Genomic DNA, 13698 nt, shown 5'->3' on the forward strand with positions numbered 1-13698 from the left:
AGCTCAGAGCGTTTATGCTCTGAGCTTTTTTGTATAGAAAATAATTTCAGGGTCACCTTCATCTAAGTTTTCAACTATTCCGCTACGTATAAAACTATTCGAGTTAAATACTTTCTGCATACTTTCATTCGATTCGTTCGTTGAAGAAAATATTTTTTGAGTAGGAGAATGACTTAACATATATGAGATTAACGAGCTTGCATAGCCTCGCCTTCTTTTAGTTGGTGAAACAATGATTAATGAGAGGAAAGTACAACCAAAGAAATTTGTATCGTATGTTAGAAAGCCAGAGATAGAATTTTCTTCTTTTACAATGATGCATCTGCCTTCACGGATAGTGTGCTTAATATAATTTCGTCTACTATCGTTTCCAATTACGTCAATATCTATATGGACGATTGAATCTAAATCATTGATAGAAGCCTTTGTTACATTCTTCAATATAAATACCTCCTAGAAAAAATATTCAGTTAATTAATTTTATCATGAATGAAGAAAAAGAAGCGGAATTCTAGTGCAGACAAACACCTATTCTTCTATAGGAAATATGATAAAAAAGGTAGGCTAAATTGAGTAGAAGAGGTGAAAGGAATGAAAGGGATGGACAATAATGCACCACATGGTTTCTTCGGGGGTGGATCGGATAGTTATGAACAAATGATGTTAATGGGAGGAGGACAACAAGGATACGGTGGAATTCCGAGCTGGATGGGCGGAACACCTGGAGGGTTTTCTACATCAGTAGCGGGTGTACAAACTGGAATTCCAACATTAACAGGAGGATTTCCATCATCGGTAGCCGGAGTGCAAACTGGAATCCCAACATTTGTTGGCGGAGCAGCGGGAGGAGTACCAGTAGGTGTACCAACTGCATTTCCATCTTTCGTTGGAGGAGTACAGACAGGATTTCCTGTACCGGGAGTAGGTGTTGTAGCAGGAGGAGTAGGTGGATATCCGCAAGTAGTTCACGGCTACCATGGTCATCATCACCACCATCAAGGTCAACACGGCCATCATGGACATCACCACCATCAAGGTCAACACGGCCATCATGGACATCACCACCATCAAGGTCAACACGGCCATCATGGTCATCACCACCATCAAGGTCAACACGGCCATCAAGGTCAACACGGCCATCATGGTCATCACCACCATCAAGGTCAACATGGTCATCAGGGGCAACAAGTACATCACCACGGTCACCACCACATTCATCCGCAAGCTGTTCTTTATCAAACTCACCAAGGCCAACATGGTCACCAAGGTCATCAAGGCCAACATGGTCATCATGGACACCACCATCACCAAGGTCATCAAGGCCAACACGGTCATCATGGACACCAAGGCCAACATCATGGACACCAAGGTCAACAGCACCAACAGCACCAACAGCACCAACAATATCAGCAATATCAACAACAACAACAATCTTCTCCTTGGACAGGTGGAATTGGAGCAGGAGGAGCAGGGGCAGCAGCAGGAGCAGCTAGTATTAGTGGAGCAGCAGGACACGCAGGGCACGTGGGTCATTAATGATTGGCAGAAAAAAAGCCATAATAAAAAACTGCTAGGAAATCCTAGCAGTTTTTTTCAGCTTCTTGACGCTGACGTTCAATTTCAGCACGAAGTTGTGGTTCCGGTGCTTGCCAGCCTTCTGGCTTTAGAATCTTACCGTCGCCTTCACGGAATCGAGGCTTCCCATCAGGGAATAGTTTTGCCATGTTGGCGTTGTTTACAATTTCGAATCCTTTATCTGGACGTACGCCCATTTCTGCAAACGTTCCGAATGCAAAGTAAATAAGGTCAATCAGTGCATCGTATTGATCTTCAACAGTCGTTGCCTCTAGAAATTCTTCTAGTTCTTCCTGCATAAAACTTGCACGGATTTTTGCACGCTCTTCTGTTAATTTTGTTGGAGTATTTGTCACAGGATGTCCGAATACTTCATGCATTTTCGCAACAAGTTCGTATCCTTTATCTAAACCTTTTTCGTTTGTCATGTTGTTTCATCCTTTCTTACGTTATGCCGAAGTTTATTGTAACATAAGGTGATTATGAAATGAAAAGAACATCTTATTGAAATAAGATGTTCGCTCGTTATTCTTCTTTTTTTATTAAAAGCGATGAAATAAGATCGATGCCAAAAATACCGACGAGTAACATTGGTATAACGACAAGCAAGTAACGTGTGAAGGAAACATTTTTTAAGTATGTATGAGCAAATAAAAAGACGCCGAGAAATAAAATACCATTTAAAATAGGCTTTACTAATTTTTTAGACATAAGCTCCCCCATAAATATCTTCTCTCTCTATCTAAAATAAAAACTCCTCTCTCCGTTGTATCATGCTGGAGAGAGGAGTTCAATCATTTCTCATTCAATTACACCAGAATTTGTAATATTCACGGTGTATTTTATATGAACTGGAACATCTTTATACATTTGTCTCCATTCTTCTAATTTGAATGGGCGATAATGTTGTTTATACTTTGCACCTAGCCCGAGAGGATCGACGCCTAAAGATTTAAATTGCTTAATTAACTTAGCAGCTTGTTTATCTAATTGTTTTTGGACATCTTTTTCAATGTTTTTTGTGTTCTTGTTATTTTCTAAGTTAATTTGCTTTGATAGTTCTTGAATACGTGCGTCAAGACGAACGTGAATGAAAAAAGAAGGCTTTCCGTTTTTAATTTTTATATCGTAAGTTGGAACAGAACGAATATTATTAATCATTACGTACGCAGAATCTGTTTTAAATTCATGTGAATCTAATTTATGTTTCTCTAATAGTCCTTTAAATATGAACATATCTTTTTCCGCAATTTTACCGATATATTTATCCTTTTTAAAAAGACCAATTCCAGTGATTTTTATTTTATCACCATGCTTCTTTAGAATGGGAATATAGTAGTCTTGCCCTTCTTGATAATAACGAAATGCTCCTACATGCAGATTATCCGTTGGTAAAGGACCGGTCTCCATATTATGTTCTAACAACTTTTTTATATAAATTGCAACGTTGTATGAAGTGGAATATTTGCCTTTTAAAAGTTCAGTACCATTCCCCTCTAATAAAGCGGCATATAAAGCGTTCCCTATATTCACATCTCGAAGTAATGTATCGAATGAAGTAGACATTCCTGTTTTGGCAAGTCTTATCGTATATAGAGCGACACGCATTTGTCCACTAGCAAAAGGTTGAGAAGATTCTAATGATGTATCTGCTTTTACTTGTTTTACCGCATTTGCAGTTCCTTCAAAAACTTGAACTTTATTTCCTTTTTTCTGAATGGGGCAAACGAATGTCACTTTTACTTTGTTGCCTTTTGCAACGTCAAATACGGATCCTTGAATAAGTTGTACATCGTCGATAATATTTTTTTGTAAACATCCAATTAGACTGAAGAATGTTATACAAGAAATAAGTATTAATTTGCTTGTGCTTTTGATTTTTTCCATTTTCTTTTCACCCACACAATAATAAATAGGATTGGGATGTATACATAAATGAGCCAAAAACTAACCTTTGATACATTACTAATAAAGTTATTAATATCGTGTCTGTTTGTTAAAAGTTGTGAAACAATGAGGGTGATAAGGATAAAAGCGATTAAAACCCCTCTTTGTTTTACACGGAATATTTCATGAGTTGCTCTCATTGACGCCCATAAAGGGAGGATAAAACTTGAAATAATAACGAGTGCGTAGCCTGAAATTGCAATATATTCGAGTCTTTCTATAAATGGTAATTGAATGACTTGGGTCATAGAAAGTTGTGCCCATATCGTTTTTAACAATTGTTTTTCACTAAAAAATGCAAAGGCTAAAAGGGTGCTAAATAAATATAGAAGATTTGAAAATAGTGCTCCAAGCTGAGCGTATTTATGAGATTGCATAGGCTTTTTCACAAATGGATATACCATGAGGTAAATCTCAAAACCGGTCATACTGTAGATTGACAGTTGAGCGGATTTTAAAATGTCTGAAAAAGAATGTGTGAATATAGGTAGTAAATTATCCCAATGTGAATATTTCAAAACGAATAAGCTTAGAAATAAATATCCTAATGTACCACCAACAGAGATGACACAAATGCCAGTAATGACACGAAATCCAGAAGAGATAATGTAATAGCTAACTAAGCATAAAAAGAGTGTTAACATAAAGGTGGAAGCGGTAGGAAACATCCATACTTGAATAATTTCAACATATGTTCGAATAACCGAAATGCTGACGTTTAAAAAATAAGCTGCAAAGATGATATTAAAGATATTCCCTATCCACTTTCCGAACGTTTGCCTTTGTAAATCAATTAAATTTCCATTTGTTTCTTTTAATAAAAAATACATCATCCATATAAGGAGATGGATACAGAGTCCCGTGATTAGAACGCCCATCCATCCGTCGTATCCAGCGGCCTTTGCGATGATTCGAGCGAAGCCGAGAACGCCAGCACCAAACTGTGCACCGTGAATTAAGAAGAAAACAAAGACAGGAGATATTTGATATTTTTCTTGAACTTTACTCATCAATGCACCTCATTTCTTAATCATCAAAATCCGATCTATGTTTTGTTGAAATTCCTTTCGCAGCTTTTTTTACATGTTGTGGTCTTGCTTGTACATCTCTTGTATCAATCATTGTTAAAGGAAAACGGATCCAAGAATCTTTAACAGATTGTTGTCTTGTTGGATAGAACAAAGCGTACGGCTTGCGTAAAGAAGTAAGTCTAAACAGATGGGTGAATAAAAAGATAAATCCAAGTGAAATACCGAAAAGTCCTCCTATTTCTGCAAATATGAGAAACGGGAAACGTAGTAATCGAACCGCATTACCCATTTTATAAATAGGTGTAATAAAGGAAGCGAGTGCTGATAAGGCAACGATAATTAATAAAATATTACTCGTTAAACCTGCTTGTACAGATGCTTGCCCGATTACGATACCCCCTACGATACCGAGCGTTTGACCAACTTTCATCGGTAACCTTGCGCCGGCTTCTCTTAATAAATCAATTGCAAGTTCTAAAAAGAGAGCTTCAATTAAAGGCGGGAACGGTACTTGTGCTCTTGATAAAATTAAAGTTTCAAGTAAATCACTCGGAATAAGTTCATAATGATAATTTAAAACTGCAACGTATAACGGTGTAGCGCAAATTGAAAATAGAACGGCAATTAATCTTAAAACCCTTGAAAATGTAGCGTACATCCAGGAGACGTTATAGTCTTCTGGTGAAATGAAAAAATCGAAATAGGATACCGGTGTTAGTAAAACACTCGGAGAACCATCAACAAAAATAGCAATTTTCCCATCAATAAGCGCTTTTGTAACTCTATCAGTACGTTCTGTATTGATATATAGAGGGAAAATTGATTTTTCACCCATCAATTCTTGTATATAAGCACTATCATTAATTTGATCATATTCAAGAGCGCGTAATGATTCCTCGAGAAAATCTACATTATCTTTTTCAGCGAGGTTGTCTAAATACATCATGACAACTTTCGTTTTGGAAAACTCGCCGATAATCATTTCTTTTGTTTGTAAATCTAAAACAGGCAGACGTTTTCGAACTAAATTAATGTTTGTATCAATAGCCTCTACGAAACCTTCTTGCGGACCAATAACAGTTGATTCGTTTAAAGGAGGGGTTGGTGCACGATAATTATCAATTGCAATGTTTGCAAGCATACATTTTTGATCTTGCTGATTCAATTGAATGATCGCATGTCCCTTTAAAACCATGTCTTCAATTTTTTGCAAGTCGTTCGTAATTGTAATGCCACTCATCGGAATATGTTCTTTTAGTTCTTCTAGCGAAGTACAAGGTCTCTCTAAAAGAGTAGGCATTAAATATTTTTGTAATTTCTCCCCATCAAGTGAAGGGCGATAGTAAGAAATCCAATAAGGCATCGTTTCATCGTCAGATGTATGGTAATTAATAAAATCACTAGACTTTTTAAGTTTCTCTATTAAATCTTGTAGAGAATGAATACGGTCTTTTTCTGGTTTTGTAAAGTCATAAATACTATTACCTCCAGAGCTTTGTTGCTTACTTTGAGAAGGTTCATCTTGCTTAGCGTTTTGTTGTTTATCTTGAGATGAATCATCTTGTTTAGCACTTTGTTGCCTATCTTGAGACGAATCATCCTGTTTAGAGCTTTGTTGCTTATCCTGAAACGAATCATCTTGTTTAGCGCTTTGTTGCTTATCCTGAGAAGATTCATCTTGTTTAGCGCTTTGTTGCTTATCCTGAAATGAATCATCTTGTTTAGCACTTTGTTGCCTATCTTGAGATGAATCATTCTGTTTAGCGCTTTGTTGTTTATCCTGTGAAGATTCATCTCGTTTAGATTTTTGTTGTTTATCTTGAGATGAATCATCTTGTTTAGCACTTTGTTGTTTATCTTGAGATGAATCATCTTGTTTAGCACTTTGTTGCCTATCTTGAAATGAATCATTCTGTTTAGCGCTTTGTTGTTTATCCTGTGAAGATTCATCTTGCTTAGAACTTTGTTGCTTATCCTGAGAAGATTCATCTTGTTTAGCGCTTTGTTGTTTATCCTGAGAAGAATCTTTTTGCTCGTTATTTTTACCTTTATTATGTTTTATACTTCTAGTCTGTTCTTTGTTATCATCCTCTTCATTGTTAGAATGCTGCTCCTGGTTATCTCTTTCGTTTGCTTCTGGTTTATTTAATTTTTTTTTCTTACGTAACCAATTCCAAATCATATGTATGCCCTCTTTAATCTTGTAATATAGTGCTATTTTGTGGCTAATTTTGTATATTATTCATTTATTTATGAAAAGAAGAAGGAGATTAGTTGCATGGAAAAAAATCTTTAGTAAGCAGTTCATACTATAACGGGGAGAGGGAGAGTCTATGCAAATTGTAAAAAAAGAGAAGTTTGTTTTAAAAGAGTTTACGTTTGAAAATGGCAGGGAAATTCCTGTTCAAATGGGATACGAGACATATGGTACGTTAAATAGAGAAAGGTCAAATGTGATTTTGGTTTGTCATTATTTTAGTGCAACAAGTCATGCGGCGGGAAAATATACAGTGCATGATGAGGAGTCTGGTTGGTGGGATGGGCTCATTGGACCTGGGAAAGCAATTGATACAAATAAGTATTTTGTTATATGTACGGATAATCTTTGTAATGTGCAGGTGAGAAATCCATATGTGATTACAACAGGACCGAAATCAATTAATCCAGAAACTGGAGAAGAATATGCTATGGAGTTTCCGGTTTTTACATTTCTTGATGTAGCTCGTATGCAATATGAGTTAATAAAAGGTATGGGAATTTCAAGGTTACACGCTGTAATCGGACCGTCGGCGGGGGGAATGATTGCACAACAATGGGCGGTTCACTATCCACATATGGTAGAGCGGATGATTGGCGTTATTACGAACCCACAAAATCCAATTATTACGTCAGTAAACGTAGCGCAAAATGCGATTGAAGCAATTCAACTGGATCCAAGTTGGAAAGATGGAAAATATGGAGAACAGCAACCGATAAAGGGGCTTCATTTAGCAAATAGAATGATGTTTATGAACGCGTTTGATGAGCATTTTTATGAAATGACATTTCCTCGTAATAGTATAGAGGTAGAACCTTATGAAAAGTTTTCTACACTAACATCATTTGAAAAAGAGATAAATAAAGCGACATATACAAGTTTAGAGCTAGTAGATGCAAATTCATGGATGTATACTGCGAAGGCAGTTTTATTGCATGATATTGCACATGGGTTTTCTTCACTAGAAGAATCTCTTTCTAACATAGAAGCGAATGTGCTTATGATTCCGTGTAAACAAGATTTGCTTCAGCCGTCTCGTTATAATTATAAAATGGTAGATATTTTGCAAAAACAAGGGAAATATGCGGAAGTATATGAGATAGAAAGTATAAATGGGCATATGGCAGGAGCACTTGATATTTATTTATTTGAAAAAAAAGTTTATGAATTTTTGAATCGGAAAGTATCTAGTTTTGTGTAGAAGAAAAATGATGGGGAAAAGGTGCAATGTTTGTAGTAGGCACCTTTTTTCACATGATTTGTAGACGGAAAATATATGTAGCTATTGCTATACCAAAGAACGCTATGCTAAGCAATAGAAATAAGAATGACATTTCTTGTGAGGATTTTATTTTTTTATTATTTTTCATACTGAGAGTAATAATTGCAGCGATTAAGAAAATGATGCCCATAATGAAAAGGGAAAGTGTCATTTTCATTGGCTCCTTTCATAAAACAAGTATATTGAGGATACAATGCAAGAGTTATGTTTGTAAAGAATAAGTTTTGCGGGAAAATTGAGAAATAGTTTTTCGATTCTTTGCGTTCTTTCTTTTGCATGCTAAAATTGGTAGAGAATGTTTGTGAAAAAGAAACTAAAGGTTTTATTGTATATAAGGAGGAACTACATATGACAGAAGTTAAAACAATTACTACAGAAGAAGTGCAAGAGCGTTTAGAAAATGGAGAAACGTTATTTTTAGTGGACGTAAGAGAAGATGAAGAAGTAGCGGCAGGGAAAATTCCAGAAGCTGTACATATTAAAATGGGTGATATCCCACATAAAGTAGATTTCTTTAATAAAGAGAATGAATATATCTTTATTTGTCGTTCAGGAATGCGCAGTGAAAATGTATGTCATTATTTAAATGAGCAAGGATTTAAAACAGTGAACATGGTCGGCGGTATGCTTCAATATGAAGGTGAAACGAAATAGTAAATAGTAAATAGTTAAAAACTTGAAACGAGTATGTTTCAAGTTTTTTTTCTTTTGCATACAGTATATAAAAGGAGGATGGAGAAGATGGGAATTAACATGCGTAAAGTAAAAATTATAAATAATACAGGAGCTGTTAATGTTGGCGATTGTTATGATCTCTCACCTTTTGCCGTATCAAAAGCGTATGCGGGTGCCGGAGGGGCGAGTGCGGCTATTTTTTTAAATGGGAAAAGGCAGCCAGAAGCGGTAATTAGAACATCAGTATTTCTTCCACCATTAGCAACAAGTACACGTACGTTAGGTTCGTAAAGGAAAGGTAGTGTGTAAGTATGCCGGCACATATAAAAGAGTTTGTTATCGTTAATAATACAGGAAATATATTTACGGGCGATAATTTAAGAGACACTTCATTTACTGCTTCGAAATCGTATAGTGGTTCAATGGGGTGTACTTGGATTGATGTTGTTACTGTAATAGGGACGGAGACAAAGCTTTGTTTACAGCCAGGAGATTCGGTGACGACGACGTATACAAGGGGCACTCCTGCTGGTACTGTAACAGGAGCAAATATGGGGCAAAATGTAAATACATCGAGTATAGCGCAAGCTGTCCCTAATACAGATAATATGGATTCAATTGCAGGACTCCCTTAAGAAATTAAGGGAGTTTTTATTATTTAAAATAAAAATAGTCTTGGAAATTATTTTTGTAAATAGATTAAGAAGAGGCTTATTTATTATGAAAAAGACGGTTTGTAGGCGGTGAAAGTGTGAAGAAACGTGATAATAATGGGAAGCAAAATTCGTTAAGCTCTAATTTTAGAATTCCACCCGAACTTATTGGACCTACTTTCCCTCCTGTTCCAACTGGATTTACAGGTATAGGGATTACTGGCCCAACAGGTCCACGGGGTCCAACTGGTCCTCAAGGACCGAGAGGGTTACAAGGTCCGATGGGGGAGATGGGCCCGACAGGACCTCAAGGTGTGCAAGGGATACAAGGACCAGTTGGTTCAATAGGTGCAACTGGACCAGAAGGACAGCAGGGACCACAAGGGTTAAGGGGGCCACAAGGAGCAACAGGAGCGACAGGTTTACAAGGGGTGCAAGGAATTCAAGGTCCGATTGGTTCGACAGGAGCAACTGGAGCGCAGGGGATACAGGGCGTACAGGGATTACAAGGTCCGATTGGAGCTACTGGACCTGAGGGACCTCGAGGAATCCAAGGTGTGCAAGGAGTGCCAGGGGTAACTGGTCCTCAAGGAATTCAAGGAGCTCAAGGAATTCAAGGGGCACAAGGACTAACTGGAAGTACGGGGTTAACGGGAGCAACTGGTCAGGGGATAACAGGCCCGACTGGAATAACAGGTCCAACTGGGATAACTGGACCATCTGGAGGACCTCCTGGTCCGACAGGGCCGACTGGTGCGACAGGTCCGGGCGGTGGACCGAGTGGAAGTACAGGTGCGACTGGAGCAACTGGGAATACTGGAGCTACAGGAAGTACAGGGGTAACAGGAGCAACGGGAAGTACAGGTCCTACTGGAAGCACGGGAGCACAGGGCTTGCAAGGAATCCAAGGGATTCAAGGGCCAATTGGGCCAACAGGTCCAGAAGGTCCGCAGGGTATTCAAGGTATTCCTGGTCCGACGGGAGTAACTGGTGAACAAGGAATACAAGGAGTTCAAGGTATTCAAGGGGTAACGGGAGCAACAGGAGATCAAGGTCCGCAAGGTATACAAGGGGCTATAGGACCACAAGGGGCAACAGGAGCAACAGGAGATCAAGGTCCACAAGGAATACAAGGAGTACCAGGGCCATCAGGAGCAACAGGCCCACAGGGAGTTCAAGGAATACAAGGTCCGATGGGTGATATAGGACCAACAGGTCCAGAAGGCCCAGAGGGACTTCAGGGCCCGCAAGGAATACAAGGTGTGCCAGGGCCAGTTGGAGCAACGGGTCCAGAGGGTCCTCAGGGGATACAAGGTATTCAAGGATCGGTAGGAGCAACAGGCCCACAAGGTCCACAAGGAATTCAGGGAATACAAGGTGTGCAAGGGATAACGGGAGCAACTGGAGTACAAGGAGCAACTGGAATTCAAGGGATACAAGGGGAAATAGGAGCAACGGGTCCAGAGGGTCCCCAAGGAGTGCAAGGTGCTCAAGGGGAGATTGGTCCAACAGGTCCGATGGGTCCCCAAGGTGTGCAAGGAGTACAAGGAATTCAAGGAGCGACGGGCGCACAAGGAGTGCAAGGTCCACAGGGAATTCAAGGAATCCAAGGTCCGACGGGGGCAACAGGAGATACGGGAGCAACTGGGGCGACAGGGGAAGGCACTACAGGTCCAACAGGAGTAACCGGTCCAACAGGGGTAACAGGCCCATCTGGAGGACCAGCAGGACCGACCGGCCCAACGGGGCCATCAGGTCCGGCGGGAGTAACAGGTCCATCTGGTGGACCACCTGGCCCGACAGGAGCAACCGGGGCGACAGGAGTAACAGGAGATACTGGGGCGACAGGCTCAACTGGAGTGACAGGAGCGACAGGAGAAACGGGAGCAACCGGAGTGACGGGTTTGCAAGGTCCGCAAGGAATCCAAGGTGTGCAGGGAGAGATAGGTCCGACCGGTCCCCAAGGTGTTCAAGGTCCCCAAGGAATTCAAGGAGTAACGGGGGCTACTGGAGATCAAGGTCCGCAAGGGATTCAAGGCCCACAAGGCGACATAGGTCCAACCGGCCCACAAGGAATTCAAGGCCCACAAGGTTCTCAAGGAATCCAAGGAGCGACAGGGGGAACAGGAGCACAAGGTCCACAGGGAATCCAAGGTCCGCAAGGTGACATAGGTCCGACTGGGCCACAAGGTCCAACTGGAATCCAAGGGATACAAGGAGAGATAGGTCCAACAGGTCCAGAAGGCCCAGAGGGACTTCAGGGCCCGCAAGGAATACAAGGTGTTCAAGGGCCAGTTGGAGCAACGGGTCCAGAGGGTCCTCAGGGGATACAAGGCATTCAAGGACCGGTAGGAGCAACAGGCCCACAAGGTCCACAAGGAATACAGGGAATACAAGGTGTGCAAGGGATAACGGGAGCAACTGGAGCACAAGGAGCAACTGGAATTCAAGGGATACAAGGGGAAATAGGAGCAACGGGTCCAGAGGGCCCCCAAGGAGTGCAAGGTATACAAGGGGCGATTGGTCCAACCGGTCCGATGGGCGCACAAGGAGTGCAAGGAATACAAGGGATTCAAGGAGCAACAGGTGCACAAGGAGTGCAAGGCCCACAAGGGATTCAAGGGATACAAGGTCCGACGGGAGCAACAGGAGATACGGGGGCAACCGGAGCGACGGGAGAAGGAACTACTGGTCCAACAGGAGTAACCGGTCCAACAGGGGTGACTGGCCCGTCAGGAGGACCAGCAGGACCGACCGGCCCAACGGGGCCATCAGGTCCGGCAGGAGTGACAGGTCCATCAGGTGGACCACCTGGCCCGACAGGAGCAACAGGTGCGACAGGAGTAACAGGAGATACCGGGGCGACAGGCTCAACTGGAGTGACAGGAGCGACAGGAGCAACGGGAGCAACCGGAGTGACGGGTTTACAGGGCCCGCAAGGAATCCAAGGTGTTCAAGGAGAGATAGGTCCAACCGGTCCACAGGGTATTCAAGGTCCACAAGGAATCCAAGGAGTAACGGGGGCAACTGGAGCACAAGGTCCCCAAGGAATTCAAGGCCCACAAGGCGACATAGGTCCAACCGGCCCCCAAGGAATTCAAGGTCCACAAGGTCCTCAAGGAATCCAAGGAGCGACAGGGGCAACCGGGGCACAAGGCCCACAGGGAATCCAAGGTCCGCAAGGTGATATAGGCCCGACCGGCCCACAAGGCCCGCAAGGAATTCAAGGCCCGCAAGGAATTCAAGGTCCAACGGGAGCTACAGGAGCAACCGGAGCGACAGGTCTCCAAGGAATTCAAGGCCCACAAGGAATCCAAGGCCCGCAAGGAATTCAAGGTCCAACGGGAGCTACAGGAGCAACCGGAGCGACAGGGCCACAAGGAATTCAAGGCCCACAAGGAATCCAAGGCCCGCAAGGAATTCAAGGTCCAACGGGAGCTACAGGAGCAACCGGAGCGACAGGTCCCCAAGGAATTCAAGGTCCCCAAGGAATCCAAGGCCCGCAAGGAATTCAAGGTCCAACGGGAGCTACAGGAGCAACCGGAGCGACAGGTCCACAAGGAATTCAAGGCCCGCAAGGAATCCAAGGTCCAACGGGGGCTACAGGAGCAACCGGTTCACAAGGTCCAACTGGAGATACAGGTCCAACCGGAGCTGGAGCCACAGGAGCGACCGGGGCGACTGGAGTTAGTACAACTGCAACGTATGCATTTGCGAATAATACATCAGGAACCGCTATTTCCGTTTTATTAGGTGGTACGAATGTACCATTACCGAACAATCAAAATATTGGTCCAGGAATAACCGTTAGTGGTGGAAATACAGTATTTACAGTTGCGAATGCAGGAAATTATTATATAGCTTATACAATTAATTTAACGGCAGGATTACTTGTAAGTTCTCGTATAACTGTAAATGGCAGTCCGCTTGCGGGAACGATAAACGCCCCGACAGTGGCTACTGGTTCATTTAGTGCAACAATAATTGCTAACTTGCCTGCTGGAGCTGCTGTTAGCTTACAGTTATTTGGAGTAGTTGCAATAGCTACATTATCTACAGCAACGCCAGGGGCTACCCTGACTATTATTAGATTAAGTTAATAAGCAGAGAACCTTGAAGCTTTTATGTTTCAAGGTTTTTTTATCTTTGTATTTGTAAGTAAACCTCGTTAACCAGGGGGAGTGAATCCCCTCTAATTATTTAAAGTTTCACTTTATTCACTTGAGCAAAAACATCGCAGTTCGAAAATATATTATAATAGAATGAAAAGAAAGAAAT

Annotated in this window: 13 protein-coding genes; 6 read left to right on the top strand and 7 right to left on the bottom strand. The window is 41.6% G+C overall.

What is annotated here, in order from left to right; all coding sequences use genetic code 11:
• Positions 1–12 precede the first annotated feature (12 nt).
• Positions 13–441 (bottom strand): GNAT family N-acetyltransferase, encoded by a 429-nt coding sequence (locus tag B9A45_RS05570; RefSeq protein WP_141521773.1) that lies wholly within the window; start codon positions 439–441, stop codon positions 13–15.
• Positions 442–591: 150 nt separating this feature from the next.
• Here B9A45_RS05570 and B9A45_RS05575 point away from each other — a divergent pair, with 150 nt between their 5' ends.
• Positions 592–1536, top strand: a complete 945-nt coding sequence (locus B9A45_RS05575; RefSeq protein WP_084063917.1) for a hypothetical protein — start codon at positions 592–594, stop codon at positions 1534–1536.
• 44 nt (positions 1537–1580) lie between these two features.
• Here B9A45_RS05575 and B9A45_RS05580 read toward each other — a convergent pair whose 3' ends face one another.
• The 5 genes from B9A45_RS05580 to B9A45_RS05600 all read right to left on the bottom strand — a co-directional run bounded on the left by B9A45_RS05580 (position 1581) and on the right by B9A45_RS05600 (position 6735).
• A complete protein-coding gene (locus B9A45_RS05580) occupies positions 1581–2003 on the bottom strand; it encodes a pyrophosphohydrolase domain-containing protein (protein ID WP_000180554.1) in 423 nt (140 codons plus the stop codon).
• Positions 2004–2100: 97 nt separating this feature from the next.
• Complete coding sequence (locus B9A45_RS05585; protein WP_000038781.1) at positions 2101–2286, bottom strand: hypothetical protein; 186 nt, start codon at positions 2284–2286, stop codon at positions 2101–2103.
• Between the two features lie 90 nt (positions 2287–2376).
• Positions 2377–3462: a spore germination protein GerHC gene (gerHC, locus tag B9A45_RS05590; RefSeq protein WP_000411390.1), complete on the bottom strand. Its 1086-nt coding sequence runs from the start codon at positions 3460–3462 to the stop codon at positions 2377–2379.
• Positions 3432–4532 carry a spore germination protein gene (locus tag B9A45_RS05595; protein ID WP_000049083.1) on the bottom strand — a complete coding sequence of 367 codons (1101 nt, stop codon included), beginning with the start codon at positions 4530–4532 and terminating at the stop codon, positions 3432–3434. Before B9A45_RS05595 ends, gerHC begins: the two co-directional genes overlap by 31 nt.
• Before the next feature lie 16 nt (positions 4533–4548).
• Entirely contained in the window at positions 4549–6735 is a 2187-nt protein-coding gene (locus B9A45_RS05600) for a spore germination protein (RefSeq protein WP_084063918.1), read from the bottom strand.
• A 151-nt stretch (positions 6736–6886) separates the two neighbouring features.
• Here B9A45_RS05600 and B9A45_RS05605 point away from each other — a divergent pair, with 151 nt between their 5' ends.
• Entirely contained in the window at positions 6887–8011 is a 1125-nt protein-coding gene (locus tag B9A45_RS05605) for a homoserine O-acetyltransferase family protein (protein ID WP_058839682.1), read from the top strand.
• 49 nt (positions 8012–8060) lie between these two features.
• Here the strand turns inward: B9A45_RS05605 and B9A45_RS05610 are convergent, their stop codons facing one another.
• Complete coding sequence (locus B9A45_RS05610) at positions 8061–8243, bottom strand: hypothetical protein (RefSeq protein WP_002101457.1); 183 nt, start codon at positions 8241–8243, stop codon at positions 8061–8063.
• Between the two features lie 197 nt (positions 8244–8440).
• On the opposite strand from B9A45_RS05610, the gene B9A45_RS05615 reads away from it, so the two are divergent.
• From B9A45_RS05615 to B9A45_RS05630, 4 genes are all read left to right on the top strand, one after another.
• Positions 8441–8746: a rhodanese-like domain-containing protein gene (locus B9A45_RS05615; RefSeq protein ID WP_000141207.1), complete on the top strand. Its 306-nt coding sequence runs from the start codon at positions 8441–8443 to the stop codon at positions 8744–8746.
• Between the two features lie 87 nt (positions 8747–8833).
• On the top strand, positions 8834–9058 hold the full coding sequence (locus B9A45_RS05620; RefSeq protein ID WP_000512596.1) for a spore germination protein: 225 nt from the start codon (positions 8834–8836) through the stop codon (positions 9056–9058).
• 20 nt (positions 9059–9078) lie between these two features.
• A complete protein-coding gene (locus B9A45_RS05625) occupies positions 9079–9402 on the top strand; it encodes a hypothetical protein (protein ID WP_084063919.1) in 324 nt (107 codons plus the stop codon).
• 116 nt (positions 9403–9518) lie between these two features.
• A complete protein-coding gene (locus tag B9A45_RS05630; RefSeq protein ID WP_084063920.1) occupies positions 9519–13520 on the top strand; it encodes a BclA-related collagen-like exosporium protein in 4002 nt (1333 codons plus the stop codon).
• Positions 13521–13698 lie beyond the last annotated feature (178 nt).

The sequence above is a fragment of the Bacillus sp. JKS001846 genome, from assembly GCF_900176455.1.
Lineage (GTDB): Bacteria > Bacillota > Bacilli > Bacillales > Bacillaceae_G > Bacillus_A > Bacillus_A cereus.

Excerpts from the sequence above, each read along its gene's own strand:
- B9A45_RS05580 (WP_000180554.1), bottom strand. The coding sequence starts at position 2,003 with ATGACAAACGAAAAAGGTTTAGATAAAGGATACGAACTTGTTGCGAAA.
- B9A45_RS05625 (WP_084063919.1), top strand. The coding sequence starts at position 9,079 with ATGCCGGCACATATAAAAGAGTTTGTTATCGTTAATAATACAGGAAAT.
- B9A45_RS05610 (WP_002101457.1), bottom strand. The coding sequence starts at position 8,243 with ATGACACTTTCCCTTTTCATTATGGGCATCATTTTCTTAATCGCTGCA.
- B9A45_RS05620 (WP_000512596.1), top strand. The coding sequence starts at position 8,834 with ATGGGAATTAACATGCGTAAAGTAAAAATTATAAATAATACAGGAGCT.
- B9A45_RS05615 (WP_000141207.1), top strand. The coding sequence starts at position 8,441 with ATGACAGAAGTTAAAACAATTACTACAGAAGAAGTGCAAGAGCGTTTA.
- gerHC (WP_000411390.1), bottom strand. The coding sequence starts at position 3,462 with ATGGAAAAAATCAAAAGCACAAGCAAATTAATACTTATTTCTTGTATA.
- B9A45_RS05600 (WP_084063918.1), bottom strand. The coding sequence starts at position 6,735 with ATGATTTGGAATTGGTTACGTAAGAAAAAAAAATTAAATAAACCAGAA.
- B9A45_RS05585 (WP_000038781.1), bottom strand. The coding sequence starts at position 2,286 with ATGTCTAAAAAATTAGTAAAGCCTATTTTAAATGGTATTTTATTTCTC.
- B9A45_RS05595 (WP_000049083.1), bottom strand. The coding sequence starts at position 4,532 with ATGAGTAAAGTTCAAGAAAAATATCAAATATCTCCTGTCTTTGTTTTC.
- B9A45_RS05575 (WP_084063917.1), top strand. The coding sequence starts at position 592 with ATGAAAGGGATGGACAATAATGCACCACATGGTTTCTTCGGGGGTGGA.
- B9A45_RS05605 (WP_058839682.1), top strand. The coding sequence starts at position 6,887 with ATGCAAATTGTAAAAAAAGAGAAGTTTGTTTTAAAAGAGTTTACGTTT.